Origin of the sequence: Citrobacter sp. MGH106, from assembly GCF_001037495.1 — a bacterium.
Taxonomy (GTDB): Bacteria; Pseudomonadota; Gammaproteobacteria; order Enterobacterales; family Enterobacteriaceae; genus Citrobacter; species Citrobacter murliniae.
Genome location: NZ_KQ089822.1, coordinates 2,871,938 through 2,897,333 on the forward strand (window position 1 = coordinate 2,871,938; position 25,396 = coordinate 2,897,333).

The window sequence follows — 25,396 nt, forward strand, 5'->3', positions numbered from 1 at the left end:
CTACAGGCTGCGGCGGCTGCTGATAATGCTGCTGCGGTGCTACAGGCTGTGGCGGCTGCTGATAATGTTGCTGCGGCGCTACAGGCTGCGGCGGCTGCTGATAATGCTGCTGCGGCGCTACAGGCTGCGGCGGCTGTTGATAATGCGGCGCTGGTGCAGGCTCCTCCGGCATCACGCTCGGGGTAAACAGCGGCTCATGCGGGCCGTCATCGACCAGAGCTTTCATCGGTGAGAATGCAAAGTCATCCAGTGAGAACGGATTAGCGCCCGCAGGTTGTTCGCCGGAATAGCGCTGCTGTTGGGAAGATGCAAACTGACGGGCTAACTCCGCTTCTGCAGCAGAATCTTCATCCTCAGCTTGGTTTGTACCGTCCTGATACTCTTCCCCATAACGATGCTGTTGGGACTGCGCGAACTGACGTGCCAGCTCATCCTGATGCATTGCATCAATTTCATCGTCACTATATTGCGTATCCGAATCAAGTTGCTCTTCACGCGCTTTTTCTTCAGCAATTCGCTGCGACGGTAATTTTATGCCATACGAGGCCAGTTCACGACGCGTTGGCACGCGGACACGGTTCGGGCGTGGCAACTGCGGCCCAATACCTTCTTTCACCTGCGGACGTGGCGCACCACCAGCCAGACTAAACACAGGTGCGGCAGCAACGGCAGCCCCGGTAGCCAGAGCTGCATTTTTCGCCCCTGTGGCCATTGGTGCAGCGGCAACGACAGACTCAACTGGCGGTATGGCGGCAGTTGTCGGCATAGACGGTTTCACCCGTTCTGGCTCTGTCACAGGTTCCGGAATTGGCTGATACCATGCTGCGAGTTGTTCACGTTCGCGCGCACGTTTCTCTTCCACTTCTTCAAAATAGTAGAGCGGAGGACGAGCTGGTTTAGTCTCTTCAACAACCGGTTCCGGCTCAACAATAGGTGGCGGTTCAACAATGGATTGCTGATGAACAACTGGTTGCGATGGAATAGTCTCCTGCTGATAGACAGACTGTGGCTGGAGAGGAGCATTCTGCTGATAAACCGGTTCAGGTTGCCAGCTTTGTTCCGCTACCGGCTCTTGCGTCTGCCAGGGCATTTGCGATTCTGGCATCATCGGCTGCTCATAACCAACGTCAGCCACAGGAGGAACGGCATATTGCGGCTGGGGCTCAACAGGCGCCGGTTGTTGCCACGCTTCATAAGGTTGTACAGATGGCTGTGCGTACTGATTTGTCTGCGGATACCCTTCTGGTGCAGGCGCGATAGCCGGTTCACCAGTCTGTGGCCCCGGCGCAGATTGCCATGCAACTGCAGGAGCAGGCTGAACAGGAACTGTGCCCGATGCAGGCGGGGTTTGCATCAATGGATCAACGGGAGCGCTCCAGGCCTGCGTTGCTGCAGTGGCCGCCGCAGCAGCTGCCACTGGCTCTGCTACAGAGTGTCCATTGAGCAGCGGATCGAATTCATCATATTCTGGCAACGTCGCCCGATTTCCAGAGAACAGGACATCATTAGGATCGGCAACGACGCCACGGGCGCTGTATTCTATTTCATCTTCATCATCCATGCGTTTGCCGGAGAACAGCGCAGCATCGGTGTGACGCCCAAGCGGGTTGGTAAATTTTTCAGCCAGGCGCTTACGGCGCGCTAATGCGCCGCGAAGAATACGTGCCCGACGCGATTCATGCGGTTTTCCTTCGGCAGCGTCGACAAACTCGTCGTCTTCATATTCTTCATCATCGACCCAGGTATCATCACGACGAGTTCGGTTGCTGGCAAATGTCAGAATATTTAGCAGCCAGCCCCCTAATTTCTCCGCAATACTCACCCATGACCAGCCGGTAAACAGAGTTAACCCAGCAGCCCAGATACATAACAGTGTGAGCGTTCCCCCGCTGCTATGCAGCAGAGGTTGCAAAGTGGTACTTAGCAAACTGCCAATCACGCCACCGGAGGCGAAATACCAGATGTCGTCGGCATTGATTGCCGCCAGTCCGCAAGAAGTAAGAATCAGCGCCAGAACGCCGATAATGCGAAGCGACACGGCAAAATAATCAACGTATTCATCACTGGCCTGATGCCGCCAGGCAAACCAACAGCCGCCAACAATGATTACGGGAATGGTGTAGGCCATGACGCCGAAAATAAAGAACAGCGTGTCCGCCAGCCATGCGCCGGGTATTCCCCCCAGATTATGAATAGGCTCGTGCCACGCGGTTTGCGACCAGCTGGGGTCCGAAGGGTTAAAGCTGAGTAAGGCAGCCATCAACCAGACGGCAAAAAGGGCAATAAGGATGAGTAGCGCTTCCAGAAGTCGGCGCCCGCTGCTTAACTTCGTCAATGTGACGTCTTTGTCTTCAGTGTATTCCTGGCTCAAAAACGGCTCTCCAGGTTTCAGGCTTTTCCTGCCCGATGCTAAAACGGACAACAGCACCGGGTTACCCCGGCACTGTTGCTGTATGGATTAACAGGAGTGTAATCAAACTGAGTCGATTTTGCACCTGTTCCGTGTTAGCGCGTCTTAATAACCAGACGATTGCTCTGTTTTACTTCTTCCATAACCACGTAAGTACGTGTGTCATTCACGCCAGGCAGACGCAGCAGGGTTTCCCCTAACAGCTTACGGTAAGCTGACATATCCGGTACGCGTGTTTTCAGCAGGTAGTCGAAATCACCGGACACCAAATGACATTCTTGAATTTCTTCAAGTTTTTGTACTGCAGAGTTAAATTGCTCAAACACATCCGGGGCGCCACGATTCAGAGTAATCTCAACAAAAACCAGAAGTGATGCATCCAGATAATGCGGGTTCAACAGCGCTGTATAGCCCTGAATAAAACCCTGTCTTTCCAACCGACGCACACGCTCAAGGCAGGGCGTTGGTGAAAGTCCCACTCGTTTAGAAAGCTCGACGTTAGAAATACGCCCATCCTTTTGCAGCTCATTAAGAATGTTACGATCGATACGGTCGAGATCTTTGCCAGGGCGCTTCTTACTATCTACCATTATTATTGTCTCTCTGTATTCCTTCCCTACTCCTGCCTGACTCTACAAACATCACTGTTTAGAGCCGCTACCCATCATAATAACCCGAAACCCAGAGGGATTTACGGTGCGCAATGCCTGGGTTTACGGTGAGAAGACCGTTGCCTGTCGGCGGCTATCGACATCACGAATGGCATCTGTCCACGCCATGCGTAGATTTCGCTAACTCGGTAAACATGTTATCTACATGCATGATTATGCAGCATATACATGACACAGTTTTTTTCTTCCTTGAATGTTTTCGCAAAACAGCAGGGGATTGTCAAAGCAAAACATCGATTTTTAGTACAACATGCCAGTTATTCATTGGGAGTGATGGAAAATCGTCATTTTATCACCTTATAACTGACCGATTTTAAGTAGAAATCGTTATAATATTACCGTCGTTTTTAGCAATCATCGGTTTCTGCTATTACACATATTGTTAACAAAATCGCCATACTCTTTTTTTACGTTCGTAAATTCCCTACAATCCTGCTCATTGCCTGCCAACAACTATGGGGATCTCATGGGCACGACCAAACACAGTAAACTTCTTATTCTGGGCTCAGGCCCTGCGGGATACACCGCCGCGGTCTATGCTGCGCGTGCAAACCTGCAACCGGTGTTGATTACCGGTATGGAAAAAGGTGGTCAGTTGACCACAACGACAGAAGTGGAAAACTGGCCTGGCGATCCGCACGATCTCACTGGCCCGTTGCTGATGGAGCGTATGCATGAACACGCGACGAAATTTGAAACCGAAATCATTTTTGATCACATCAGTAAAGTTGATCTGCAAAATCGTCCGTTTCGCCTGACCGGTGACAGCGGCGAATATACTTGCGATGCACTGATTATCGCCACTGGCGCTTCAGCACGCTATCTTGGTTTACCTTCAGAAGAGGCATTTAAAGGCCGCGGCGTTTCCGCCTGTGCGACCTGTGACGGTTTCTTCTATCGTAACCAAAAGGTTGCGGTTATTGGCGGTGGTAATACCGCTGTAGAAGAAGCATTGTACCTGGCGAATATCGCTTCTGAGGTTCATTTGATCCACCGTCGCGACAGCTTCCGTGCTGAGAAAATCCTCATCAAACGTTTGATGGATAAAGTCGAGAACGGCAACATTGTGCTGCACACTCACCGCACTCTGGAAGAAGTTACCGGCGATCAAATGGGTGTGACCGGACTGCGTCTGCGTGATACCCAGAATACTGACAACGTTGAGTCTCTCGACGTCGCAGGATTATTTGTCGCTATCGGCCACAGCCCGAACACCGCCATTTTCGACGGTCAGCTTGAACTGGAAAACGGCTACATCAAAGTCCAGTCCGGCATTCATGGCAATGCAACGCAAACCAGCATTCCTGGCGTATTCGCAGCCGGCGACGTAATGGATCATATCTATCGTCAGGCGATTACCTCGGCAGGTACGGGGTGTATGGCTGCCCTCGATGCTGAACGCTATCTTGATGGTCTGGCTGACGCCTGCAAATAGTTTTTACAAATCAGTAACAAAAGTAAAAAAGGCGACTATAAGTCGCCTTTATTTTTGCCTCGTTGTAACATTGTCCTGCCCAAAAATTCCAATAACTCACCTGCTAAGCGAGCAATGAATAAAACCCGTCAAAAAGAGCTAACCCACTGGTTAAAACAGCAAAGTGTCATTTCACAACGCTGGCTAAATATTTCACGTCTGCTGGGATTCGTGAGCGGGCTGTTAATTGTCGCTCAGGCCTGGCTCATGGCTCGTATTCTTGAGCATATGATCATGGACAACATTCCCCGAGAGGCCCTTCTCCTCCCCTTCATCGTGCTGGTATTGATATTTATCCTGCGTGCTTGGGTTGTCTGGTTACGTGAGCGAGTCGGTTTCCATGCGGGACAACACATTCGCTTTGAAATTCGCCGTCAAGTTCTGGACCGCCTGCAGCAGGCAGGTCCGGCATGGATACAAGGTAAACCCGCCGGGAGTTGGGCTACCCTGGTGCTGGAACAGATTGACGATATGCATGATTACTATGCGCGTTATCTGCCGCAAATGGCGCTTGCCGTCTGTGTACCTATATTGATTGTGGCAGCAATTTTCCCTTCAAACTGGGTAGCCGCCCTTATCCTGCTGGGCACCGCACCGCTGATCCCGCTCTTTATGGCAATGGTCGGTATGGGAGCAGCAGATGCTAACCGTCGTAATTTTCAGGCACTTGCCAGACTCAGTGGCCATTTCCTCGACCGCTTAAGGGGCATGGAGACGCTGAGAATATTTGGTCGCGGAGAAGCTGAAACAGAAAGCATTCGCGCCGCATCGCAAGATTTTCGTCAGCGCACCATGGAAGTCCTGCGTCTTGCGTTCCTTTCCTCGGGTGTACTGGAGTTTTTCACGTCACTGTCGATCGCCCTGGTGGCGGTTTATTTCGGTTTTTCTTACCTCGGCGAACTCAACTTCGGTCATTACGGAACTGGCGTAACGCTGGCTGCTGGTTTCCTGGCTCTGATCCTTGCCCCAGAATTTTTCCAGCCTTTGCGCGATCTGGGTACGTTTTACCACGCGAAAGCACAAGCGGTAGGTGCTGCAGATAGTCTGAAAACATTCATGGAAACGCCGCTTGCTCACCCTGAGCGTGGTGACATTGAGTTAGCAGCAAAAGAAGCCGTTTCGATTGAAGCGGAAGATCTGGTCATTACATCGCCGGAAGGCAAAGTTCTGGCTGGGCCACTCAATTTTTCTCTGCCAGCAGGTCAACGTGCGGTGCTGGTTGGTCGTAGTGGCTCAGGTAAAAGCTCCCTTCTGAACGTTCTGTCCGGTTTTCTCTCTTATCAGGGGTCATTGCGGATTAACGGCTTTGAGCTTCGCGATTTATCGCCTGACTCCTGGCGTAAACAGCTCTCATGGGTTGGTCAAAACCCGCAACTTCCCGCCGCGACGTTACGAGATAATGTGCTGCTGGCACGTCCTGATGCCAGTGAACAACAGCTTCAGGCCGCGCTCGACAGTGCCTGGGTAAGCGAGTTTTTACCTTTGCTTCCTCAGGGTGTAGATACGCCAGTAGGCGATCAGGCGGCTCGACTTTCTGTCGGACAAGCACAACGCGTTGCCGTTGCCCGCGCTCTGCTTAATCCGTGTCAGTTACTGCTGCTCGACGAACCCGCTGCCAGCCTTGATGCTCACAGTGAACAACGCGTAATGCAGGCATTGAATGCCGCATCACGCCGCCAGACCACGCTGATGGTGACGCATCAGCTCGAAGATCTTGCCGACTGGGATGCTATCTGGGTCATGCAGGATGGACAAATCGTCGAGCAAGGCACTTATGCTCAACTTAGCGCAACCAACGGCGCTTTTGCGACATTGCTGGCTCACCGTCAGGAGGATATCTGAATGCGCGCCTTGCTACCCTATCTGACGCTGTATAAACGTCACAAATGGATGTTAACGCTAGGCATTGTTCTGGCGATAATCACGCTGCTGGCAAGTATCGGTTTGCTGACCCTGTCAGGCTGGTTCCTTTCCGCCTCCGCAGTTGTTGGCGTGACCGGGATTTACAGTTTTAACTACATGCTCCCGGCGGCAGGCGTTCGGGGAGCAGCAATCACCCGAACCGCAGGCCGTTATTTTGAGCGTCTGGTCAGCCACGACGCGACATTCCGCGTGCTGCAGCACCTGCGTATTTATACCTTTAGTAAACTGCTGCCGCTTTCTCCTGCTGGTCTGGCCCGGTATGGCCAGGGGGAGTTGCTTAACCGTGTGGTTGCTGATGTCGACACGCTCGATCATCTCTATTTACGCGTGCTCTCCCCGCTAACAGGGGCATTTGTGGTCATCGTGGTAGTGACGCTGGGACTTAGCGTTCTCGATCTAACTCTGGCGATCACACTTGGCGGCATTATGCTGCTCACCTTGTTTATTTTGCCCCCAATCTTTTATCAGGCCGGAAAAAGCACCGGGCAAAGTCTGACGCATCTGCGCGGTCAATATCGTCAGCAGTTAACTTCATGGTTGCAGGGGCAGGCTGAACTCACCATTTTTGGTGCCAGCGAACGCTATCGTGCACAAATGGAAGCGACGGAAATGCAGTGGCATGAAGCTCAGCGTCGTCAGTCTGAATTAACCGCGCTGTCCCAGGCTGTCATGCTACTCGTTGGCGCTCTGGCCGTAATAATGATGTTATGGATGGCCTCTGGCGGTGTGGGCGGAAATACCCAACCGGGTGCACTGATTGCCCTGTTTGTCTTCTGCGCGCTGGCTGCTTTTGAAGCTCTGGCGCCTGTCACCGGGGCGTTTCAGCATCTTGGCCAGGTGATTGCTTCGGCTCTGCGTATCACTGAACTGAGCGAACAGCAGCCGGAAGTCACCTTCCCTGAGGTGGGCTCCTCGGTCACTGAACAAATAACGCTCACGCTGCGCGACGTTTCTTTCAGCTACCCTGGACAGGCGCAAAACGCGCTAGATACTCTTTCCTTGCAGGCTAAACCCGGTGAGCATATTGCGATTCTTGGTCGTACCGGCTGCGGAAAGTCAACGCTTCTGCAATTGCTGACGCGTGCCTGGGACCCACAAAGCGGCGAAATTCTGATCAACGATCAGCCAATTTCGGCCTTAAGTGAATCCAGTCTGCGTCAAAGCATCAGCGTTGTGCCGCAACGCGTGCATCTGTTCAGCGCGACATTACGCGATAACCTGCTGCTGGCCGCACCACACGCCAGTGATGAGGTATTGTCCGGAATGCTCAGCCGGGTCGGTCTGGAAAAGCTGCTGGCGGATGATGGACTTAACGCCTGGTTAGGTGAAGGTGGTCGTCAACTTTCAGGTGGCGAACTCCGCCGTCTGGCCATCGCTCGTGCATTGTTGCACGATGCCCCATTGATGCTGCTGGATGAACCCACCGAAGGGCTGGATGCCACAACAGAAAGCCAAATGCTTGAATTAATTGGCGATGTGATGCGAGATAAAACCGTACTGATGGTTACGCATCGTCTGCGCGGGCTGTCACGTTTTGATCAAATAATAGTGATGGACAACGGACACATTATTGAGCAAGGTAATCACGCAGATCTGTTAGCCCGGCAGGGTCGTTATTACCAGTTTAAGCAACGTCTGTAAGCTATTATTGAACGATCCGACTCGCGTAGTGGAGTTTCGCTGTCATGCGCCTGGTGCAACTTTCTCGTAATTCTATCGCCTTCCCGTCGCCGGAAGGCGCTTTACGCGAACCTAACGGTTTGTTGGCGCTTGGCGGCGATCTCAGCCCTGCCCGCTTGCTCATGGCATACCAGCGCGGGATTTTCCCGTGGTTTTCACCTGGCGACCCGATCCTCTGGTGGTCACCCGATCCGCGAGCTATTTTGTGGCCTGAGACATTTCATATTAGCCGCAGCATGAAACGTTTTCATAAACATTCACCTTATCGCGTAACTCTCAATTATGCATTTGGCCAGGTTATTGAAGGCTGTGCAAATGACCGGGAAGAAGGCACCTGGATAACGCATGATGTGGTTGACGCATACCATCGACTCCATGAACTGGGCCATGCTCATTCTATTGAGGTATGGCGGCAAAACGAATTAGTTGGCGGTATGTACGGCGTATCACAAGGTACACTTTTCTGTGGCGAATCGATGTTCAGTCGTCAGGAAAATGCGTCCAAGACCGCACTGCTTGTATTTTGCGCTGAATTTATACGTCAGGGTGGAAAACTCATCGACTGCCAGGTGTTAAATAGCCATACAGCGTCGCTGGGCGCAGTTGAAACTCCCCGGCGGGAGTACCTTGAACACCTGAGCAAACTGCGCCAACAGCGGCTACCCAGCCATTTTTGGGTGCCGAGAACGTTATTTTCACCTCAGGTGTGAATGTTTTCGGCACATTTTTTGTCGGGGTGTTATAATTGTGCCGCAGAGTTGGTTTAGCCCATTACCCCGCCGCCGTTAAGGAACAGTTCGCGTCAGGCAACGCCTATCGTTTATCTCATCGTTCCCTTACACGTTGCGCTTTTAGTGCGGCTTTGCCGTGTGTGGTTAGAGTAATGCGCCAAACCTGATTTGCTGTGTTTTAAACGCGCAAATCTTTACTTATTAAAAGAACTTCGGCATTATCTTGCCGGTTCAAATTACGGTAGTGATACCCCAGAGGATTAGATGGCCAAAGAAGACAATATTGAAATGCAGGGTACCGTTCTCGATACGTTACCTAATACCATGTTCCGCGTAGAGTTAGAAAACGGTCACGTGGTTACTGCACACATCTCCGGTAAAATGCGTAAAAACTATATCCGCATCCTGACGGGCGACAAAGTGACTGTTGAGCTGACCCCGTACGACCTGAGCAAAGGCCGCATTGTCTTCCGTAGTCGCTGATTGTTTTCACGCCAGACCGGCGTCCAGATAATAAAAGGTCGGTTTAGCCGACCTTTTTTGTGGATCGGGGTTAAGTATTTAATCCTCGATCATTCGCGCATATTCTTCTGTCAGGAAATCCACCAATGCGCGTACCGACGGCAATAATCCCCGGCGTGATGGAAAGACTGCGTGAATAATCTCTCGCTTAGGTTCCCACCCGTCCAGTAATGCCACCAGTTCACCCGCCGCTAATTGATCTTTTACCATCAGTTGCGGAAGTTGAACAACACCAACTCCCGCTATCGCCGCTTCGCGTAATGCCAGCATATCAGTAGTAATCATACGCGGCGTAAAATGAACCTCCGCACGCGCGCCCTGTGGGCCAAATAACTCCCAGCGATGAACATGTTTACCGGATGCCAGACTCAGGCCCGGCCAGCGAGTCAGGTCTGCTGGAGAGTGTAAAGCGCCCATTTGAGCTATTAATGTCGGGCTGGCATACAGCCGATGTCCCCTGTCCGCAAGCACCCGCATGACCAGATCGCTGTCCTCAAAAGGGCGTGGCCTGACGCGAATCGCAACATCCAGGCCTTCCCCTACGACATCAACCCGTCGGTTCGTGGCCTCAAGCTGTACCGACACATCCGGATAACGCGCCATAAACCTGGCCAGCATGGGACCAATATGCACATGCAGCAAAGTGACCGGACAGGTCAGTTTTACAATTCCACGCGGCTCAACCTGCAACGCGGCAATAGCATCCTGTGCCGCCTGCGCTTCCACCAGCATCGCCTTACAATGCTCGTAAAATGTCTGTCCAACTTCAGTGACATTAAATTGCCGGGTAGTTCGTTGAATCAAACGGACGCCCAGTCTCTCCTCCAGTTGCGCAATTCGTCGGCTGAGTTTTGATTTAGGTTCATCCAGCGCTCGCCCGGCAGCAGCGAATCCCCCCTCTTCGACTACATGAACAAACCACGCGAAATCATTGAGATCCAGCTTCGCCATCGCATTGTCCTATTAATGAGACTGTGAAGACTATTTTAGCGACTACTCAGCTCGCTGTCATGAATATAAGCTTATTCACATCAAGCTAATGCCCATGAGGAGACAAATATGAAACAAGTAACAGGCGTCTACACAGCACCTCGCCCACACTGGGTTGGCGATGGATTCCCGGTTCGCTCAATGTTCTCTTACCAGTCTCATGGTGAGCAGTTAAGCCCTTTCCTGCTGCTGGATTATGCCGGTCCGCATACATTCACACCGGGTAGCGAAAAGCGCGGCGTGGGAGAGCACCCTCATCGTGGCTTTGAAACGGTGACCATTGTTTACAGTGGTGAAGTTGAACATCGCGATTCAACGGGTCGCGGCGGCGTTATCGGCCCGGGTGACGTGCAGTGGATGACGGCGGGGGCCGGGATCTTACACGAAGAGTTCCATTCGCCTGAATTTACCCGTAAAGGCGGCGAGCTGGAAATGGTACAGCTGTGGGTGAATCTGCCAGCAAAAGACAAAATGACTGCGCCGGGTTACCAGGGTATCAGCAGCGACGTCATCCCTACGGTCACCCTGCCAGATGATGCTGGTACTGTTCGCGTTATTGCGGGTAGCTATCAGGACATAAAAGGTCCGGCACATACGTTCTCCCCGTTAAATGTCTGGGATATGCACCTGCAACGCAACCATCAGGTCATGTTGCCCCAGCCTGAAGGATGGAGCACCGCGCTGGTCGTACTGAAAGGAAATATTAGTGTCAACGGCACCACGCCCGCGAGTGAAGCGCAGCTAGTGGTATTAAGCCAGCAAGGTAAAACAGTACACATTGAAGCCAGCAGCGATGCCAGCGTGCTGCTTCTATCTGGCGAACCGTTGAATGAGCCGATTGTAGGTTACGGCCCGTTTGTGATGAACACGAAACAAGAAATCGCTGAAGCCGTACGCGATTTTAACTCCGGCCGCTTTGGCCAAATCTGAATCGAAGGAGAATACGATGTCCAGTCCTGCAAATTTTAATGGTTCACGCCCGGTCATTGATGTGAATGATTCGATCATGCTGCTTATCGATCACCAGAGTGGACTCTTCCAGACCGTAGGCGATATGCCAATGCCGGAACTTCGCGCTCGTGCCGCCGCGCTGGCGAAAATGGCAACTCTGGCGAAGATGCCAGTGATTACAACCGCATCTGTCCCACAAGGCCCCAATGGTCCATTGATACCGGAGATCCACGCCAACGCGCCACATGCCCAATACGTGGCGCGTAAAGGTGAGATCAACGCCTGGGATAACGAAGACTTTGTTAATGCTGTAAAAGCGACGGGGCGTAAGACTCTGATTATCGCCGGTACCATTACCAGCGTATGCATGGCTTTCCCGGCCATCAGCGCGGTTGCGGAGGGTTATAAAGTCTTCGCCGTGATCGACGCATCGGGTACATACAGTAAAATGGCGCAGGAAATCACCCTCGCGCGTATTGTTCAGGCTGGTGTCGTACCAATGGATACCGCAGCAGTCGCCTCCGAACTGCAGGGTACATGGAACCGTGAAGACGCCGCAGAATGGGCGGAAGTGTATACAAAAGTATTCCCGGCTTATCAGTTACTGATCGAAAGCTACAGCAAAGCCCAGGAGGTCGTGACAAACGGCGAAAAACTGGACTCTCAGCGCTAATAATATTCTCCGTGCTTGTCAGAGCGAAGAATATGTACATTGCGTGACCAAACGAGTATGAACGCGTAAATTCTGCTTGACCGTTTTAGCGCAACTCCCTATAGTAGCGCCCCGTTGCCCCCCAAGCGGTCAGGCAGCAATACAATATGGTGAGGTGTCCGAGTGGCTGAAGGAGCACGCCTGGAAAGTGTGTATACGGCAACGTATCCGGGGTTCGAATCCCCGCCTCACCGCCATATTTGAAGAAGAGCTCGTACGCAAGTACGGGCTTTTTTTTCGCCTGTGACCCGTCCAGGGGGATGAGAATCCCCGGCCGGTGTTCGACAACTGTCGCAGCCAGTTGGACAGACCGCGAACGCAGAGAGTGGGCTGCCCCAGACGGGCGAGCGAAGCGCGTCAATCCCCGCCTCACCGCCATATTTGAAGAAGAGCTCGTACGCAAGTACGGGCTTTTTTTCGCCTGTTGCGCATGTCAGATACGATGCAAGCAGCGCATCCGGCATTCTCGTTGATGAAAATGAATTATCGTCTGCTGAGCAACGTTAACACTTCATAATGGGCGGTATGAGGGAACATATCGAATATCTGCACGCGTTCAATGTGGTATTCCGACAGCTCGCGAATATCTTTTGCCATCGTTTGCGGATTACAGCTGGAATACACAATAAAACGTGGCGCCATTCTGGAGAGAAAATCACACAGTGGTTTTCCAATTCCACGACGCGGCGGATTAACCAGCACCAGATCAGGCACTTCTTCCTGCGCCGTGGCAAATTGAGTCGAGTCCAGCGCCTGGAAATGCAGGTTCTGTAGCCCGAGTTCCTGGGCAGACTGTTTTGCACAGGTGATCGCCTCTGGCGCGATTTCAATACCCGTCAGTTTCATCTGTGGCGTAGCGCAATGCAGACCAAAGCCCCCGACACCGCAAAATAGATCCCACATATGGTTAACCGGAAGCTGACGGACCCAGTTACGGGCCGTGGCATATAAACGACTGGCCACCTCTGGGTTGGTCTGGAAGAAGCTCTGCGGACGTATCCACAGCGGAACATCGTTGAAGCGTTCTGCCAACGCCTGCTGTTCTGTCAGGAAGATTTCTATCTCCCCTTCCATAATCGCCATATGCACCGGCTGAATATTGGCCGTAATCACCTTCAACTGTGGCAGTTGTTCCTGCAGCCACGGCAGCGCCGTGCGTAACTGTGCCAGTTTAGCGTCTGAACGTAAGACAAAACGCAGCATCATGCCGCCATCGAACTGACTTTCGGTTAACAGAATATATTTGAGCTCTCCCCGCTTGCGTGCAACGTTGTAAGGAGTAAGCCCTGCGCGCGCAATGAAGGGCTTTAACACTGCAAATACCGGGGAAAATGAAGTGGGATAGAGCGGGCAATCGCACAAATCCTCTGGCGTGCCGTCGCGATGCAGCATACCCAACAGCGGTTTTTCCACGCTGCCGCTGACCACCATTTTAGCTTTATTACGAAAAGCGCTTTCCGCACCACTGACCGGTGCGCACCATTCCCCGACCGAAAAATCGACCAGCAAATTCTGGAGATCGGCTGTTTTAGTGGAGAGTTGATCGCCAACTGGCTGTGTTATCCACTGACAGGAACGACAGCGTCCGGCGTCATAAAGTGCGCACTGCATACGGAAACCTTCAAATTAACAGGGGCGAAGATTATACACGTTATTGCAAACGGAAGAACCGCCGACTGGACGCAGGAACAAAGAGAAGCAGCAACACCAGCATATCCGGCAATTTTTGCATCACCAGCGTGTGGAATATTTCGCGCTTAGACTCCCCTGCGATACTGAACAGTTCCGGATACCCGTAACCGAGTGACGCCGCCCACAGGTAACCTGAGGCAATCACCTGGGTAAGCAAGTAGAGCCAGCGTGCCCAGTTACGTCCTTTCACCAGGGAGAATGCACAGTAAATTTCAATAAAAACCAGCACCAGGCTGCTCAAAAATACCAGCGTCAAATCCCAGGTCTGCACGCTGCGATGAATAAACTCGCTCGTCCCGCGAACACCAAGCGTATTTAAAATCATCAACAGATCGAGGCAACGGATCATGATAATAGCAAGCGCCGCCACCTGCACCAGAGCAGGTACGTTCAGGCGTGCATGTGATGTGGATGATTTCTTAAAAAATCCCAACGCGTCGTCTTCCGTGAAAACGGTGCAACGGGAAACGCTGCACCGTGTAGACAGGTTGGCAGATTTTAGTTTTTTCAGCTGCGTCTTGCACGCTGGATATCGCGTAACCGCTGTTTTTCTGTTCGCGCCATCAGATACCACGCGATAAATCCGATAATTCCTACCACACCAAGGATGAGCGTAGCCAACGCGTTAATCTCCGGATTGACCCCCATACGTACGCTGGAGAACACCAGCATTGGCAGGGTCGTCGCTCCCGGACCAGACACAAAACTGGCGATCACCAGATCATCCAACGACAGCGTGAAGGCCAACAACCAACCGGAAATTACCGCTGGCATAATCATCGGCAACGTGATGACAAAAAAGACCTTCACCGGCGTCGCACCAAGATCCATCGCCGCTTCTTCAATTGAGTGATCCAGTTCGCGCAAACGCGAAGAGATAACCACCGCAACATACGCCGTACAGAACGTGACGTGCGCCAGCCAGATGGTCAACATGCCACGATCCGCTGGCCAGCCAATCGCATGTGCCATTGCCACAAACAACAACAACAACGATAAACCGGTAATGACATCCGGCATAACCAGTGGTGCGGTAATCATAAAGGCAAAACCATTAGATCCACGGAAACGACCAAAACGCACCATCACAACAGCGGCAATAGTACCGAGGATCGCCGCCATCGTCGCAGCACAAGCTGCAATCGTTAAGCTCATACCGACTGCACTTATCATCGCAGTATCGTGGAATAGCTCGCCGTACCAGCGCGTTGACCAACCAGCCCATACCGTCACCAGTTTGGAGCTGTTGAACGAATAGATAACCAACATCAACATCGGTGCGTACAGGAAGGTAAATCCCAACACCAGAATAAAAATACGCCACGGCGAGCGAACGACCGGTAAGTTATTCATCCGTGTTCCCCCACGCTTTTTTGCTGATATTTATGGAACCACATGATCGGCACAATCAGTAACAGCAGCATAATAATGGCGACAGCGGATGCCACCGGCCAGTCACGATTGTTGAAAAACTCCTGCCACAACACGCGACCAATCATAATGCTGTCCGGGCCACCAAGCAGCTCAGGGATCACGAACTCTCCCACCGCCGGAATAAACACCAGCATTGATCCGGCGATGATCCCTCCCTTGGTCAACGGCACAATCACGCTAAAGAAGGTTTTCAACGGTCTGGCTCCCAAATCCAGCGCAGCTTCCACCAGCGAATAATCAATGCGCGTTAATGCGGTGTATATTGGCAGCACCATAAATGGCAAATAGGCATAAACAATCCCAATATAAACTGCCAGATTGGTATGCAGGATCGTCAGTGGCTGATCGATAACGCCGAGCCACATCAGGAAATTATTCAATACCCCGTTATTTTTCAGGATCCCCATCCAGGCATACACGCGAATCAAAAAAGAGGTCCAGGACGGCAGGATCACCAGCAATAGCAAAATATTACGCGTTGACGGTTTACTGTGCGCCACGGCCCATGCCAATGGATAGCCCAGCAACAGGCAACAGATCGTCGAAATCCCCGCCACCTGCAAAGACTGCAGATAAGCATCAAAATAGAGCGGATCATCCGTTAGCTGCAGGAAGTTGCCCAGATTGAGCGTAATGGATAATTGGTCATCAGCCCAGCCTACAAGGTCAGTATACGGGGGAATAGCCCGCGCCATCTCTGACAGGCTGATCTTAAAAACAATCAAAAACGGCAACAAAAACAGGAGCACCAGCCAAACATACGGCAGCGCAATCACCAGCTTGCGCCCGTGCTTCATCTGCATCCGCGACATAAACAGCGTGAAACGGCCCGCTTTGTCCACACGAGCCGGAGGTTCAAGTGTACTCATCTTCACTCCTTAAACCGTCAACACCACACAGCTGTCCGCATCCCAACACAAACGTACTTCATCGCCCCAGGTCGGTAGCCCCTTGCGATAGCGATGTTCGTTTTGTAACTGGGCGCTCAACATCTGGCCGCTTTTTAAACGTACGTGGTATACAGACAAATCACCGAGATAGGCAATGTGTACGACTTCGCCCACCGCAAAGTTATAGCCATCAGCCGGAGGGGCTTCACAGAGCATGATTTTTTCCGGGCGCAGCGCAACATACACTGGCACGTTATCAACAATGGAAACATCGGCATCCACTTTCAGCGGATGAACCAACCCTGGGGAGTCAATAACCAGACCATCTTCCTGACGATCTTTCAGTAGACCTTCAAAAACGTTTACTGAGCCGATAAATTCCGCGCTGTAACGCGTGGTCGGATGCTCATATATTTCTTCAGGCTCGCCGATTTGTACAAACTTGCCACGATTCATAATCGCAATGCGACCCGCCATCGTCATGGCTTCTTCCTGATCGTGTGTCACCATCACGCAGGTAACCCCTACACGCTCGAGGATATCAACCACTTCCAGTTGCATACGGTCACGTAGTTTCTTATCCAGAGCCCCCATCGGCTCATCCAGCAGCAACAGCTTCGGACGTTTTGCCAGGCTTCGCGCCAGCGCCACACGCTGACGCTGACCGCCGGAAAGCTGGTGCGGTTTGCGTTTGGCAAATTCCTGCATATGCACCAGGCCTAACATCTCGTTCACGCGACTGGTAATTTCAGCTTTCGGCAACTTGTCCTGCTTAAGGCCAAAGGCAATGTTCTGCTCCACCGTCATGTGCGGAAACAGCGCGTAGGACTGAAACATCATATTTATCGGGCGCAGATAAGGCGGGACATGCGCTAAATCAACACCATCCAGCATAATTTGCCCGGTAGTCGGCAGTTCAAACCCCGCCAGCATGCGTAGCAGGGTCGATTTGCCGCAGCCGGATGCGCCAAGCAGGGCAAATATTTCACCTTTATAGATTGTGAGGCTGACATCATCGACGGCGTGCTGGCCATCAAATGACTTGGTCAGGTTACGAATTTCAAGGAGCGGGGTCAGCGCTTTACGGGTCTTCGCCTGTGGGCGGGAGGTTGCATCATTCACTCAAGTGCTCTCCGGCATAAAACAAAAAAACGGTGCAAATAACGCACCACAATGGTGCGTATTGCCGGGTTATACGTGTTCGGGTATCAATGCAGCCCCGGCGGGCACAAGTACCGCCGGGTCATGTCCCAAACATCGGGTTATTTCCCGCTTTTCACCTTCGTCCAGGCACGGGTACGTACACGATCGATCTTCGGATCCTGCACTTTCAGCGTGAACATCTTGGCTCTTACATCCGCAGGTGGATAGATACCCGGATTGTCCCGAACCTCAGGGCTGACCAACGCCGTCGCTTCTTTGTTAGCATTCGCGTAGAACACGTGATCGGAAATATGGGCAATCACATCCGGACGCAGCAGGTAGTTGAGGAACTGATATGCTTCATCTTTGTTTTTAGCATCCGCAGGCATCGCAAAAACGTCGAAGAACGCCATCGCCCCTTCTTTTGGAATTGAGAAGGAAATATTGACACCATTTTTCGCTTCCTTAGCACGGTTAGCGGCCTGCCATACATCCCCTGCCCAGCCGATTGCTACGCAGGTATCGCCGTTAGCCAGATCGTTAATGTATTGAGAAGAGTGGAAGTAGCGAATGTTCGGACGCAGCTTCAACAGCAGGTCCGTCGCCGGCCCGGTGTAATCATCTGCTTTGGTACTGTTTGGATCTTTCCCCAAATAATTCAGCACAGTGGCAAATACTTCTTCGGGCGCATCCAGGAAAGAAACACCGCAGCTTTTAAGTTTTTCAAGATTTTCCGGTTTAAGGATCAGATCCCAACTATTAACCGGAGCATCAGCCCCCAGCACCGCTTTAACTTTATCCACGTTGTAACCAATACCGGTGGTTGCCCACATATACGGCATGGCAAACTTATTGTCAGGATCGTGTTTCGCTACCAGTTTCAGCAGTTCGGGATCGAGGTTCTTCCAGCCAGGAAGTTTACTTTTATCCAGCGGCTGAAATACTCCCGCAGTGAGTTGACGCTCAAGAAAGCTGGCTGAAGGTACCACCAGATCAAAACCGGTGCTGCCAGCCATCAGCTTACCTTCCAGCACCTCGTTGGAGTCGAATACGTCATAAACCACTTTAATCCCGGTCTCTTTTTCAAAATTCGCCACCGTATCCGGAGCGATATAATCAGACCAGTTATAAATATGCAGTGTTTTTTGTTCAGCAGCGAGCGTGCCGGCAGAGATAGCCATCAGAGCACCCGCAACCAGGCCTGATAACCATTTTTTATTTAAGGCGGTCATAATCTCTTTCCTTCTGAAAGTTCGTTAACAAACGAACAAAAAAGTCACACTCCACGATATGCAAGAAATGTGCATATTTTTTCATTGGGCACCGATGAGAAGAAGGGCTTCTCCCCATGCCGCTATGGCTCGCTGATCAACGCGAAATCATTCACTATGCATAGTGGCTATAAGTCAGCTCACAGGGGCAGATGAAGGATGACGTTTAAGAGCCTCGCAAGAATAACTTTAGCCAGGATTCAAGGATATAGCTCAGATTAAAAAACGTCTTTTATCAATTTTTTATGCAGGTTTTGTCTATGACATAAAGCGGAAGGCAAAGAATTGAAGTGAATAATTCTTTAATAAAAGGTTAAATGCAGAATAAAAAAATGCAATACGCAACCGCTATGGCAGCGGCTGCGTTAAATGTGTCACTGCTAAGAAAGAATTAATGGAGGAAATGGTTTTCGGTGCTGCTATTTTGCGCATCTTCTTCGGCGTTAAACAACAGCTGGTGTGCCCCGGCCTCAAGGATCACCATCGATATCTGCTCTTCACTCTGACGAACAAAACATTCAAACTGCTCGAAAGTCACGCCAGGCATAACGGATAAAGACTGGCAAACCACCAGCTTTGGCAGATTATCATCCTGCATATCTAAAAACGCTTTCACCGTCAGCGAACTGGCATTAATAGCAGACAGATCGGCCGCAAGCGGCAGCAGTGCAGAAGGTCTGACTTCCGCCATTGCAGAGAACAGAATGACGTTATCTACCAAATCAATTTTCGCATCAAAGATGCCGTCGAAGTTCTGCATGTGTGGTAAATGCAGCGCCTGACAGGTATCGCATTCAAAAAAACTCATGCCCAGGTCGTCGAGCCATTGACGCAACGTATCCAGAGTGGGAACGACCAGTGATGTCATAATAATGTGCGACCTCTTACGATGAAAAAATTACCGGCACAGCTTACGCAAAAAGACCGTGTCATACCACGATCGCAATCGATATTGCGCTTAACCGCCGATTTTAAGACAGAATTCAGGTGTTGCGTGACGTTCGATCCACTGGATCATCCGCGCAGCAATATCTATCCCTGTAGTTTTCTCCACGCCTTCCAATCCAGGAGAAGCGTTGACTTCCATGACCAGTGGCCCGCGATCTGCGCGCAGAATATCAACCCCCGCCACATCCAGCCCCATTGTCTGAGCGGCTTTGATGGCGATCTCCCTTTCGCGAGACGTGATATTTGCAATACTGGCAACTCCGCCACGATGGAGATTAGAACGAAAATCACCATCTTTCGCCCGACGCTCAATGGCGGCCACAACCTCGTCACCTACAACGAAACAGCGAATATCGCGGCCTTTCGCTTCTTTAATATATTCCTGAACCAGTATATGAGCGTTCAACCCACGAAACGCATCCACGACGCTCTCTGCAGCCTGACGCGTTTCGGCCAGCACTACACCGATGCCCTGTGTGCCTTCGACCAACTTCACCACCAACGGTGCCCCACCGACCATATCAATCATGTCGCTGGTATCATCCGGCGAGTGTGCAATCCCGGTGATGGGGAGATCTATCCCCTGGCGCGCCAGCAGTTGTAACGAACGCAGCTTATCGCGCGCACGGGTAATTGCTACCGATTCATTCAGCGGATAGCTGCCCAGTATCTCAAACTGACGTAACGCAGCAGTTCCATAAAAAGTAATGGCCGAGCCAATCCTTGGGATGACTGCGTCAAAATGGGGTAGCTGGCGGCCCTTATAATGAATAGAAGAAGCCGCCGGGCTAATGTTCATATAGCAAGAAAGGGGATCGATAATTTCTACCAGGTGGCCGCGATGCATCGCCGCTTCACGCAGGCGTTTACACGAATAGAGCGTTCCGTCCCGGGACAAAATGGCAATTTTCACCCTGCACCTCTCTGAAAGACCTGGTAAAAGCTGACGTATCATACACCGGGTTAGAATCTTTAGCGCGTCGCCCAACCTTGTTTATGCAAATATTCCAGGATAAAGGGGCGACTTTCTTTAATGATGGTACGGCGGATGTGATCGCTCCAGGTATCGCGACGCGTGTTACTGCCACGGGTCAGATAGTACTGCGCGAGCTGTTCATCATATTGCGCCAGAATGTCCTTATCGAGCGGTTGGTACTGATTTTCATGCACGACGATTGCAGCAGGCAATCGCGGTTTGATGTCCGGGTTATCGGCAGGCCAGCCGAGACAAAGACCAAACAACGGTAAGACGTGCTGCGGGAGTTTCAGGAGCTCGGAGACTGCCTCAATATTATTGCGCAGGCCACCAATATAGACGCCTCCGAGTCCCAACGATTCCGCGGCCGTTAGCGCATTTTGCGCCATCATAGCCGTATCAACCACGCCCAGCAGCAGTTGTTCCGCCAGCCCTAACTGAGCATCCGGGCAGATCTGTAAATGACGATTGAAATCAGCGCAAAACACCCAGAACTCAGCAGCCTGGGCGACATGTTTTTGCCCTCCAGACAAGGTAACCAGCGATTCGCGCAGAGTTTTATCGGTAATCCGAATTATCGTACTGCATTGTAAAAAGCTGGAACTTGAAGTTCCCTGGGCAGCAGCAATAATCGCATCTCGTTGTGCATCCGAAATCGACTCGTCGGTGAAATGGCGAATGGAGCGGTGACCGCGAATTAAATCAATGGTTGGAGTCATCTCTTTTATCTCTGATTGAATGGGAAGTCGCGTCGGATGAACGCGACATCAACTGCGGCGCAAGCAGTCGTGCAATGCGCCACATCAACACCACCGCCGCAGGAAGCATCAGCAATACACCCAAAAAGATCATCACGACGCAGGCTACTGAGCTGTTAAACGGCGCGGGTAAGGTGAGGTAATCGTTAAGCGACAGCAACGCCAGCGCTAACAATACCATACCAATCATTTCCAGAATCAATACGCTCCTGGGTAACACACCAATTGTGCGCATAAGTGGCCTCCCGGTGAAGTGGTACTTAGTGTATACACTATGAATTTCGGGTTGTACTGAAGCGGCAAGCCCGTGATCTCCAGCAGCATAGATAACTCTATGGCAGGTGTGAACGGATGCAGACCACAAAATGTAGCCTGAAAGACAAAGGGTATAGACTAAGGATATCAAAGCAACAGGCTCAACCTGCTTTCCATCTATCGTAAATCGCGGCATCATAACGGTAATTCGCCATCCGGCCTGATAAGTTCGAGGAGAAAGAGATGTTTGCTGTTATTTTTGGTCGCCCAGGGTGCCCGTATTGCGTGCGCGCAAAAGAATTAGCAGAAAAATTGAGCAATGAGCATGACGATTTTAACTACCGCTACATTGATATCCACGCTGAAGGTATTACCAAAGCGGATCTGGAAAAAACGGTAGGTAAGCCTGTTGAAACCGTACCGCAGATTTTTGTCGATCAAAAACACATCGGCGGCTGCACGGATTTTGAAGCGTGGGCAAAAGAAAATGCGAACCTGTTCGCCTGATTAGTGTTTCAACGCCCTCCGCTGGAGGGCGTCGTTAGTTTTTTTTACGTCGTTGATGTTGGTTAAATAAGCTACTGATAAATAAAAAACACAATGCGCCAAGCGCGCACCAAAACACCGCACTAAACAGCCATGCCAGTTCTTGCCACAGCGAACGCGTGGGCATAAAGACGAACCGCATCAGCAACAGGCAACATGGTGCCGCCAACATTGCACCAAGAAGAGGTCTGAGCACCTCCCGACGGTGGGAGAAAAAGCTTGCCGCTGCACCTGGCAATATAAAAAACAACAACCCGACTTCAGGATGTCCAGCCGCTTTAAATGCCCCTTTCACGTTTAGCGTTAATGAAAGACACACCACAATAAAAAGCACAAAGCAGCAGATCGCACCCGCCCAACCTTGCTTATGTTTCAACCGTTCCTCCTGACTTTTTCTCTATCGAACACTCTTTTCGCCCAAAGGCGTCCAGTCAGATAAAGTTACTCGGCATTCCATGCCAAAAACACACCCACACGATTCTTATAGCCGTTGATACGTAATGAGATTAAACTAGCCACATATATTGTTATGCTGCTTTTATTTGGGGCTGTATACGAAGCTGTCGCCCCTTAATTTCTGGCAAAAACATTAGCGTAAATTGCCATTTCTTTCAATAGCTTACTAGTAAACAAGAAGTTAGCCTCCGTGAATATAAACGTCGCAGATTTGTTAAATGGGAATTACATCCTGTTATTATTTGTGGTCCTGGCGCTGGGCCTGTGTCTGGGTAAATTACGTCTGGGCTCAGTCCAACTCGGTAATTCCATTGGCGTTTTGGTAGTCTCCCTATTATTAGGGCAGCAGCACTTTAGTATTAACACTGATGCATTAAATCTCGGCTTTATGCTGTTTATTTTTTGTGTCGGAGTGGAAGCGGGTCCCAACTTTTTTTCCATTTTTTTTCGCGATGGTAAAAATTACCTAATGCTTGCTCTGGTAATGGTCGGTAGTGCAATGCTGATCGCCCTGGGGCTGGGTCGGCTATTTGGCTGGGACATCGGCCTGACAGCCGGTATGCTGGCTGGCTCAATGACCTCTACACCTGTGCTGGTAGGCGCAGGCGACACATTGCGGCATTCAGGAATGGCAGGTACTCAGCTTTCAAGTGCCCTTGATAATCTGAGTCTGGGTTACGCCCTCACCTATCTTATTGGACTGGTCAGCCTGATCGTCGGCGCACGCTACCTGCCGAAACTGCAACATCAGGATCTGCAAACCAGCGCACAACAAATCGCACGTGAACGCGGTCTGGACACTGACGCTAACCGTAAGGTATATCTGCCCGTGATTCGGGCCTATCGTGTCGGTCCGGAACTGGTCGCATGGGCTGACGGTAAAAATCTCCGTGAGCTGGGCATCTATCGCCAGACTGGTTGTTATATTGAACGCATCCGTCGCAACGGCATTTTGGCGAATCCTGATGGTGACGCAGTGCTACAAATGGGTGATGAGATTGCCCTGGTGGGTTACCCGGATGCGCATGCCCGTCTCGACCCAAGTTTTCGTAATGGCAAAGAGGTGTTCGATCGCGATCTGCTCGATATGCGTATCGTCACCGAAGAGATTGTTGTCAAAAACCACAATGCCGTCGGCCGTCGTCTGGCACAGTTGAAACTAACCGATCACGGTTGCTTCCTTAACCGCGTGATCCGCAGCCAGATTGAGATGCCAATCGATGACAACGTTGTACTCAATAAAGGCGACGTATTGCAGGTCAGCGGTGATGCCCGTCGTGTCAAAACCATTGCTGATCGTATCGGCTTTATTTCAATCCATAGTCAGGTGACCGACCTCCTTGCCTTCTGCGCCTTCTTTATCATCGGTCTGATGATCGGGATGATCACCTTCCAGTTCAGTAATTTCAGCTTCGGCATTGGGAATGCAGCCGGATTACTGTTCGCCGGGATCATGCTTGGCTTCTTGCGCGCCAACCATCCTACGTTTGGCTATATTCCGCAGGGTGCGCTGAATATGGTGAAAGAGTTTGGCCTGATGGTATTTATGGCAGGCGTCGGTTTAAGCGCTGGCAGCGGTATTGGCAACGGCCTCGGTGCCGTGGGTGGTCAAATGCTGATTGCCGGTTTGATTGTCAGTCTGGTTCCGGTTGTTATCTGCTTCTTGTTTGGTGCTTACGTATTGCGAATGAACCGCGCCCTGCTGTTTGGGGCCATGATGGGGGCGCGTACCTGTGCTCCGGCAATGGAAATCATCAGCGACACGGCGCGCAGTAACATTCCGGCCTTAGGTTATGCGGGCACTTATGCAATTGCTAACGTCCTGCTGACGCTGGCAGGGACACTTATTGTCATTGTCTGGCCAGGCCTCGGTTAAGACTGATAATTATCCTTAAGTGAAAATTTTTTGCAGGTAAGCAGAACTTTTCTTCAAGGTGTCAGTCATAACTATTGCCACTGCTTTTCTTTGATGTCCCCAATTTGTGGAGCCCATCAACCCCGCCGTTTTGGTTCAAGGTTGATGGGTTTTTTGTTGTCTGAAATTCAGCTCCCGCCCCTCAAATACCACATTCCCCCCATAATCCGCGCAATTTGCAGCATGCCGTTTATGGCACATACTTTTGATTGATGCTTTCTGGTGATGGAGATTCATAATGTTGCTTTCAGGCAAAAACGTAGTGATCTTCGGCGGAAGTGGCGCGACCGGTAGTACGGTTGCACGCACTATGGCGCGTGAAGGGGCGAATGTGTTCCTTGGTGCACGTAGCAAGGGAAAGCTAGACTGCGCTGCCGACAGCATCCGCATGGCCGATGGCACGGCTGAAATCTTCATCGTCGATGTACTTGACGAACAGTCCACAACTCAACATATTGCGCAACTGGCTCAGCAAGCCGGTGGTATTGACGTGGTGGTAAACGCAACTGGCTTTTTACACGAACAGGGCAAAAGAATAGAAGCGTTATCTCTGGCTGAGTTTATGAGTGGCATCACCCCTTTTCTCTCCGCACAATTCAATATATCAAAGGCCGTCACTCCGTATATGGGCGGTGAACGTGCAGGCAGTATTATCACCGTCGTAGCTCCTGCGGCACCGATGGCAATGCCAGGACATCTGGGCCACATCGTTGGCTGCGCGGGAACCGAAGCCTTTATTAAAGCGCTCGCCAGTGAACTTGGCCCACAGAATATTCGAGTCCTCGGCGTGCGATCGCATGCAATTGTGGATGCGATACAGGCCGGCTCTTACACAGAGGAAATATTCACCACAAAAGCTCAGTCAATGGGGTTAACCGTGGAACAATGGCTGGGTGGCGCCGCACAAAGCACTATGCTCAAGCGCCTGCCCACTCTGTTACAAATCGCCGAAGTTATAACATTTCTGGCATCAGATCATGCTAGTGCAATGACTGCTACGGTGGTGAATGTAACAAGTGGCGCCACCGTCAGCTAATGTAGCTCTTCC

The 25,396-nt window shown here is 51.3% G+C and carries 24 protein-coding genes and 1 tRNA gene; 11 read left to right on the plus strand and 14 right to left on the minus strand.

What is annotated here, in order from left to right:
* Both SK36_RS13500 and lrp read right to left on the minus strand, forming a co-directional pair.
* A partial coding sequence (locus SK36_RS13500; RefSeq protein ID WP_048221766.1) for a DNA translocase FtsK 4TM domain-containing protein occupies positions 1-2,371 on the minus strand: 2,371 nt, incomplete at its 3' end.
* A 134-nt stretch (positions 2,372-2,505) separates the two neighbouring features.
* The gene (gene lrp / locus SK36_RS13505) at positions 2,506-3,000 is read right to left on the minus strand and encodes a leucine-responsive transcriptional regulator Lrp (RefSeq protein ID WP_002439523.1); all 495 of its coding nucleotides are present in this window, start codon (positions 2,998-3,000) and stop codon (positions 2,506-2,508) included.
* 547 nt (positions 3,001-3,547) lie between these two features.
* On the opposite strand from lrp, the gene trxB reads away from it, so the two are divergent.
* From trxB to infA, 5 genes are all read left to right on the plus strand, one after another.
* Positions 3,548-4,516, plus strand: coding sequence for a thioredoxin-disulfide reductase (gene trxB / locus SK36_RS13510; protein ID WP_045441247.1), 969 nt, complete (start codon positions 3,548-3,550; stop codon positions 4,514-4,516).
* A gap of 114 nt (positions 4,517-4,630) precedes the next feature.
* Positions 4,631-6,397: a heme ABC transporter permease/ATP-binding protein CydD gene (cydD, locus tag SK36_RS13515; protein WP_048221767.1), complete on the plus strand. Its 1,767-nt coding sequence runs from the start codon at positions 4,631-4,633 to the stop codon at positions 6,395-6,397.
* On the plus strand, positions 6,398-8,119 hold the full coding sequence (gene cydC, locus SK36_RS13520) for a heme ABC transporter ATP-binding protein/permease CydC (RefSeq protein WP_048221768.1): 1,722 nt from the start codon (positions 6,398-6,400) through the stop codon (positions 8,117-8,119).
* A gap of 44 nt (positions 8,120-8,163) precedes the next feature.
* The gene (gene aat / locus SK36_RS13525; protein WP_048221769.1) at positions 8,164-8,868 is read left to right on the plus strand and encodes a leucyl/phenylalanyl-tRNA--protein transferase; all 705 of its coding nucleotides are present in this window, start codon (positions 8,164-8,166) and stop codon (positions 8,866-8,868) included.
* A gap of 285 nt (positions 8,869-9,153) precedes the next feature.
* Positions 9,154-9,372, plus strand: a complete 219-nt coding sequence (gene infA, locus SK36_RS13530; RefSeq protein WP_002211347.1) for a translation initiation factor IF-1 — start codon at positions 9,154-9,156, stop codon at positions 9,370-9,372.
* A 78-nt stretch (positions 9,373-9,450) separates the two neighbouring features.
* Here infA and SK36_RS13535 read toward each other — a convergent pair whose 3' ends face one another.
* Entirely contained in the window at positions 9,451-10,362 is a 912-nt protein-coding gene (locus SK36_RS13535; protein ID WP_045441243.1) for a LysR family transcriptional regulator, read from the minus strand.
* 108 nt (positions 10,363-10,470) lie between these two features.
* On the opposite strand from SK36_RS13535, the gene SK36_RS13540 reads away from it, so the two are divergent.
* The 3 genes from SK36_RS13540 to SK36_RS13550 all read left to right on the plus strand — a co-directional run bounded on the left by SK36_RS13540 (position 10,471) and on the right by SK36_RS13550 (position 12,261).
* Complete coding sequence (locus tag SK36_RS13540; RefSeq protein WP_045441242.1) at positions 10,471-11,331, plus strand: pirin family protein; 861 nt, start codon at positions 10,471-10,473, stop codon at positions 11,329-11,331.
* A 16-nt stretch (positions 11,332-11,347) separates the two neighbouring features.
* Positions 11,348-12,025, plus strand: coding sequence for a hydrolase (locus SK36_RS13545; RefSeq protein ID WP_048221770.1), 678 nt, complete (start codon positions 11,348-11,350; stop codon positions 12,023-12,025).
* 148 nt (positions 12,026-12,173) lie between these two features.
* Positions 12,174-12,261: transfer RNA gene (locus SK36_RS13550), tRNA-Ser, on the plus strand.
* A gap of 286 nt (positions 12,262-12,547) precedes the next feature.
* On the opposite strand, the gene rlmC is transcribed toward SK36_RS13550, so the two are convergent.
* The 10 genes from rlmC to SK36_RS13600 form a co-directional block, all read right to left on the minus strand.
* Positions 12,548-13,675 (minus strand): 23S rRNA (uracil(747)-C(5))-methyltransferase RlmC, encoded by a 1,128-nt coding sequence (gene rlmC, locus SK36_RS13555; protein WP_048221771.1) that lies wholly within the window; start codon positions 13,673-13,675, stop codon positions 12,548-12,550.
* Positions 13,676-13,715: 40 nt separating this feature from the next.
* A complete protein-coding gene (locus SK36_RS13560) occupies positions 13,716-14,243 on the minus strand; it encodes a YbjO family protein (protein WP_136345464.1) in 528 nt (175 codons plus the stop codon).
* 20 nt (positions 14,244-14,263) lie between these two features.
* Positions 14,264-15,109: a putrescine ABC transporter permease PotI gene (gene potI, locus SK36_RS13565; RefSeq protein WP_045441238.1), complete on the minus strand. Its 846-nt coding sequence runs from the start codon at positions 15,107-15,109 to the stop codon at positions 14,264-14,266.
* Entirely contained in the window at positions 15,106-16,059 is a 954-nt protein-coding gene (gene potH, locus SK36_RS13570; protein ID WP_045441237.1) for a putrescine ABC transporter permease PotH, read from the minus strand. The genes potI and potH overlap by 4 nt, the downstream gene beginning before the upstream one ends.
* 9 nt (positions 16,060-16,068) lie before the next feature.
* On the minus strand, positions 16,069-17,202 hold the full coding sequence (potG, locus tag SK36_RS13575) for a putrescine ABC transporter ATP-binding subunit PotG (protein WP_048221773.1): 1,134 nt from the start codon (positions 17,200-17,202) through the stop codon (positions 16,069-16,071).
* 140 nt (positions 17,203-17,342) lie between these two features.
* A complete protein-coding gene (gene potF, locus SK36_RS13580; RefSeq protein ID WP_045441235.1) occupies positions 17,343-18,455 on the minus strand; it encodes a spermidine/putrescine ABC transporter substrate-binding protein PotF in 1,113 nt (370 codons plus the stop codon).
* A gap of 430 nt (positions 18,456-18,885) precedes the next feature.
* Entirely contained in the window at positions 18,886-19,362 is a 477-nt protein-coding gene (locus SK36_RS13585) for a type III secretion system chaperone family protein (RefSeq protein WP_045441234.1), read from the minus strand.
* A gap of 90 nt (positions 19,363-19,452) precedes the next feature.
* Positions 19,453-20,355, minus strand: coding sequence for a 30S ribosomal protein S6--L-glutamate ligase (rimK, locus tag SK36_RS13590; RefSeq protein ID WP_045441233.1), 903 nt, complete (start codon positions 20,353-20,355; stop codon positions 19,453-19,455).
* Between the two features lie 59 nt (positions 20,356-20,414).
* Positions 20,415-21,137, minus strand: coding sequence for a nitroreductase NfsA (nfsA, locus tag SK36_RS13595; RefSeq protein WP_045441232.1), 723 nt, complete (start codon positions 21,135-21,137; stop codon positions 20,415-20,417).
* The gene (locus SK36_RS13600) at positions 21,121-21,411 is read right to left on the minus strand and encodes a DUF1418 family protein (RefSeq protein ID WP_048221774.1); all 291 of its coding nucleotides are present in this window, start codon (positions 21,409-21,411) and stop codon (positions 21,121-21,123) included. Before SK36_RS13600 ends, nfsA begins: the two co-directional genes overlap by 17 nt.
* Before the next feature lie 263 nt (positions 21,412-21,674).
* Between SK36_RS13600 and SK36_RS13605 the strand changes: the two genes are divergently transcribed.
* Positions 21,675-21,938, plus strand: coding sequence for a GrxA family glutaredoxin (locus tag SK36_RS13605; protein ID WP_045441230.1), 264 nt, complete (start codon positions 21,675-21,677; stop codon positions 21,936-21,938).
* A 34-nt stretch (positions 21,939-21,972) separates the two neighbouring features.
* On the opposite strand, the gene SK36_RS13610 is transcribed toward SK36_RS13605, so the two are convergent.
* Positions 21,973-22,353, minus strand: a complete 381-nt coding sequence (locus tag SK36_RS13610; protein ID WP_045441229.1) for an inner membrane protein YbjM — start codon at positions 22,351-22,353, stop codon at positions 21,973-21,975.
* 270 nt (positions 22,354-22,623) lie between these two features.
* Here SK36_RS13610 and SK36_RS13615 point away from each other — a divergent pair, with 270 nt between their 5' ends.
* Both SK36_RS13615 and SK36_RS13620 read left to right on the plus strand, forming a co-directional pair.
* A complete protein-coding gene (locus SK36_RS13615; protein WP_045441228.1) occupies positions 22,624-24,309 on the plus strand; it encodes an aspartate:alanine antiporter in 1,686 nt (561 codons plus the stop codon).
* Positions 24,310-24,586: 277 nt separating this feature from the next.
* Positions 24,587-25,384 carry an SDR family NAD(P)-dependent oxidoreductase gene (locus tag SK36_RS13620; RefSeq protein ID WP_048221775.1) on the plus strand — a complete coding sequence of 266 codons (798 nt, stop codon included), beginning with the start codon at positions 24,587-24,589 and terminating at the stop codon, positions 25,382-25,384.
* The last annotated feature ends 12 nt before the right edge of the window (positions 25,385-25,396 follow it).

Coding starts and splice junctions, on each gene's coding strand:
- potH (WP_045441237.1), bottom strand. CDS start 16,059: ATGAGTACACTTGAACCTCCGGCTCGTGTGGACAAAGCGGGCCGTTTC.
- SK36_RS13545 (WP_048221770.1), top strand. CDS start 11,348: ATGTCCAGTCCTGCAAATTTTAATGGTTCACGCCCGGTCATTGATGTG.
- SK36_RS13605 (WP_045441230.1), top strand. CDS start 21,675: ATGTTTGCTGTTATTTTTGGTCGCCCAGGGTGCCCGTATTGCGTGCGC.
- nfsA (WP_045441232.1), bottom strand. CDS start 21,137: ATGACTCCAACCATTGATTTAATTCGCGGTCACCGCTCCATTCGCCAT.
- infA (WP_002211347.1), top strand. CDS start 9,154: ATGGCCAAAGAAGACAATATTGAAATGCAGGGTACCGTTCTCGATACG.
- SK36_RS13535 (WP_045441243.1), bottom strand. CDS start 10,362: ATGGCGAAGCTGGATCTCAATGATTTCGCGTGGTTTGTTCATGTAGTC.
- trxB (WP_045441247.1), top strand. CDS start 3,548: ATGGGCACGACCAAACACAGTAAACTTCTTATTCTGGGCTCAGGCCCT.
- cydD (WP_048221767.1), top strand. CDS start 4,631: ATGAATAAAACCCGTCAAAAAGAGCTAACCCACTGGTTAAAACAGCAA.
- rlmC (WP_048221771.1), bottom strand. CDS start 13,675: ATGCAGTGCGCACTTTATGACGCCGGACGCTGTCGTTCCTGTCAGTGG.
- lrp (WP_002439523.1), bottom strand. CDS start 3,000: ATGGTAGATAGTAAGAAGCGCCCTGGCAAAGATCTCGACCGTATCGAT.
- cydC (WP_048221768.1), top strand. CDS start 6,398: ATGCGCGCCTTGCTACCCTATCTGACGCTGTATAAACGTCACAAATGG.
- potI (WP_045441238.1), bottom strand. CDS start 15,109: ATGAATAACTTACCGGTCGTTCGCTCGCCGTGGCGTATTTTTATTCTG.
- aat (WP_048221769.1), top strand. CDS start 8,164: ATGCGCCTGGTGCAACTTTCTCGTAATTCTATCGCCTTCCCGTCGCCG.
- SK36_RS13585 (WP_045441234.1), bottom strand. CDS start 19,362: ATGACATCACTGGTCGTTCCCACTCTGGATACGTTGCGTCAATGGCTC.
- SK36_RS13620 (WP_048221775.1), top strand. CDS start 24,587: ATGTTGCTTTCAGGCAAAAACGTAGTGATCTTCGGCGGAAGTGGCGCG.
- SK36_RS13600 (WP_048221774.1), bottom strand. CDS start 21,411: ATGCGCACAATTGGTGTGTTACCCAGGAGCGTATTGATTCTGGAAATG.
- potF (WP_045441235.1), bottom strand. CDS start 18,455: ATGACCGCCTTAAATAAAAAATGGTTATCAGGCCTGGTTGCGGGTGCT.
- SK36_RS13540 (WP_045441242.1), top strand. CDS start 10,471: ATGAAACAAGTAACAGGCGTCTACACAGCACCTCGCCCACACTGGGTT.